Raw genomic sequence first — 2,540 nt, 5'->3', positions numbered from 1 at the left:
GGATGTGCATGGTGATGCGATGCCGGGCGAAGGCCTTCGGCACGTCGGCATTGGCGATCCAGCCTTCATAGCGCAAGCCGGTATCCGCGAGGGCCGTCAGCGCATCCGGCGGATAGCGCACGCCGTGCACGGTTCCCGACAGCGCGAGGGCGTGCGCCGGCTCGATCAGGAACTCGCCGATCTCGGCGCTGCGTTCGTCGTCGCCCCAATTGCCGATCCAGACGAGATCAGACTCACGGTCGATCTCGGGCAGCGGCTTGAATAGCCGTTCGTCCGCCGCCTCATGCCAGGTGAAGACCCGTCTGCCCCAGCCGGCACGAAGATAGCTCTCCCGCAGCACCTCGCCGAAGACCAGAACCCCGTCATAATGCTCGAGCTGAAGCACCGCGATCGCCTGCGTCGCCGATACGGCGCGATGATGGGTGTCATGGAACAGCAGCGTGAAATCGCCACCCCGGCCCCGAATGCGGCCGATGCGAGCGACGAGCTCAGGGTCAGTCCATTCATGAACGATGACGATATCTGCGTCGGCGAGCCAGGACTCATGCTGGAAACCCGCGTCGTAGGTCACCGCCATCAATTCCGGAAAATCCTTGCGGAAGCGCTCGACGGCGAAAGGGCCTTGCTCGGCGAGCAGGTTCGATCGGCTCCAGCCGTCGGCGGGCTCCAGCGCGATCACCTCATGGCCGCGCGCCACAAGCTCGCGCATGATGCCGCGCTGGAAGTGCGCGTTGCCGTGGTTCCAGTCGGAAACCGCCGAATGGGTGTAGAACAGAAAACGCATGGTCAACGCCCCGCTGCGGTCAGCGCCGCCCGATTGTAGATGTCGCGCATCATCCTCACCTGCTTGCCCAGCGAGAATTTGCGTGCCTGCCGCGCGGCGCTCCTGCCGAGCTTGCGCCGCAAGCTTTCGTCACGGGACAGGCTCTCGATGCAGCCGGCCAGTGCATGTGGATCACGCGGGTTGAAGAACATGGCCGCGCCATTCCAGATCTCGCGGTAGGTCGCGATATCGGCGAGCACCAGCGGCGTGGCCGAGAGCGCTGCCTCCAGGGCGGCCAGCCCGAAGGGCTCGTAGATGGAAGTTGACACGAAGATGCCGGCCCGCCTCATGCGGCGCCGAACCTCGCGGTGGTCGATTGAACCGAGAGAGACGCAGTGGTCGAAACGGGCGCGCTGTCCGTCGGGGCCGGCGAGCGGACCGGCGGCCTGAACGGGCCAGGCGCAGAGCGCGGCGGCGGCGTCGAGCGATGCCGCATCCTTGCCCTCGTCCCACCAGCGCGCGGCGGCAAAGACGAAAGGCTCGCGGCGTCCCGGCCTCGGACCGGGCAGGGCGCCATTATGGACGACGCCCAAGCCTGCGATCGCGCCGTAGCAGGCTTGGAGCATCTCGGCATGGCTTCGGCTCGGAGCGACAACGGTGTCGGCGCGATCGAATCCGGCCCTGTTGCGATCTCGCTGCCAGGACCAGGCGTCCGCCGGCGCCTGCCCACGCACCGCGTGCAGCCAGGTGGCCACGCATGAATGCGAGACCGCGACGATGGGACATGTCAGATCAAGTCCGGCGGCTTGCGCCGGCGCATTGAGATGGACGAGATCGATCGCATAGGTCTTGGCAAGGCTTCGCAATTCGCCCGGCAAGCGGTCGAGATCTTTTTCATCGCGCGTCATCCAGTCCGGCGGGCTTTTCAGCCAAACCAGCGTGGCGAAAGACTGCGCCTCACGCGCCTGCTCCGGAGAAGGCTCGGGCCCCAGCCCGGCAAGCACGATGCTGTCGCCGCCGGCTGCCAGCTCGCGAGCCAGGTCGAGGCAATAGCGCCACACCCCGCCGACGGCGTCGGTCGTCATCAGGATGCGCCGCGGACGATGGATCAGTGATTGCAGCATGAGGACTCCAACTCAGCCAGCGCATGCGGGCGCTGGTCCTGGATGTCGCTGAACGAGCGGAAGGAGGCGAGGTAGTGCTCATGCGCGCGCTCCCAGGCGAGGTCGTCGGGTTCGCCCCAGAGTTCGCGATAGCTGGGCGAGCTCGGATAGGGGTAGAGAGGCACGGGCTCGTTCGCCCAGACGCCGTGATCGATGAGGTGCTTGCGCCAATAGTCCACCAGCGCCGGGTCGTCCTCGACCACGCCGATCAGATTGGCCTGGACGAAAGGCACGTTGCGGCGGGCGTCGATGAGAAGCGCTGCGAGGTCCTCAGTGTCGAGGCGGCAGCGCTTGGCAAGCATCGCGCGGCCCTCGACGGTCAGGCTTTCAAGGCCTGCTTCGATCGAGACGCAGCCTGCCGCGCCGAGCAGCTCGAGCAGTTCCGGCTTCCACAGATCGATGCGCGTCTGGACGCCGAATTGAACGTCGCGATCGACCAGCGCCTCCAGCAGCGCTTTCTGCGGCAGGAAAATCTCGTCGATGAAATAGATGTAGCCGACGCCTTGCGCGATCAGCCCGTCGATCTCGGCAACGATCGCATCGTGCTTCCTGCGCCTATAGGCATCGCGAAAATCGATCTTGGCGCAGAAGCTGCAATTGTAAGGGCAGCCGCG

At 65.8% G+C, this 2,540-nt stretch carries 3 protein-coding genes; all 3 read right to left on the bottom strand.

The genetic code is table 11. The features are described from left to right. Positions 1–784: glycosyltransferase (locus EOA28_RS32165; RefSeq protein ID WP_128315679.1), on the bottom strand; the 784-nt coding region annotated here is incomplete at its 3' end. 2 nt (positions 785–786) lie between these two features. Beyond that, positions 787–1,887, bottom strand: coding sequence for a glycosyltransferase family 4 protein (locus EOA28_RS32160; protein ID WP_127251285.1), 1,101 nt, complete (start codon positions 1,885–1,887; stop codon positions 787–789). Then, on the bottom strand, positions 1,872–2,540 hold a 669-nt coding region (locus tag EOA28_RS32155; RefSeq protein WP_128315678.1), incomplete at its 5' end, for a radical SAM protein. The genes EOA28_RS32155 and EOA28_RS32160, both read right to left, overlap by 16 nt.

Source organism: Mesorhizobium sp. M2A.F.Ca.ET.067.02.1.1, from assembly GCF_004023285.1.
Lineage (GTDB): Bacteria > Pseudomonadota > Alphaproteobacteria > Rhizobiales > Rhizobiaceae > Mesorhizobium.
This window is presented reverse-complemented; position numbering and strand designations above follow the sequence as displayed.

Excerpts from the sequence above, each read along its gene's own strand:
- EOA28_RS32160 (WP_127251285.1), bottom strand. The coding sequence starts at position 1,887 with ATGCTGCAATCACTGATCCATCGTCCGCGGCGCATCCTGATGACGACC.